Consider the following 252-nt stretch of genomic DNA (forward strand, 5'->3'; position numbering starts at 1 on the left):
TCGGCGGCTTCGGGGTCAACCAACCATTGGTCTCTGGCTTCGTTCCAGAGATAGCCGTAAATAACCGTGCCTGTGAGGTGCTTGCCGGACTTGCCTTTGGATTGAAAAGTGGAACGGATTTTACGGCTGGTGTCTCTGGCGTAGTATTCGTTCATAATGTTGCGGAAAGGGGTAAAATCATCGTCCCCTCTGGCGCTGTCCACGCCGTCATTGATGGCGATAAGGCGCACGCCACGCTGACGCAGGATTTCC

1 pseudogene is annotated in these 252 nt (G+C 54.4%); it reads right to left on the minus strand.

The annotated features are described in order from the left end of the window. Positions 1–252: pseudogene (locus tag DW826_RS18825) on the minus strand (DNA recombinase); the annotation flags it as partial.

Source organism: Clostridium sp. AM34-11AC, from assembly GCF_003435375.1.
In the GTDB taxonomy this organism is placed as follows: Bacteria; Bacillota; Clostridia; order Lachnospirales; family Lachnospiraceae; genus Pilosibacter; species Pilosibacter fragilis.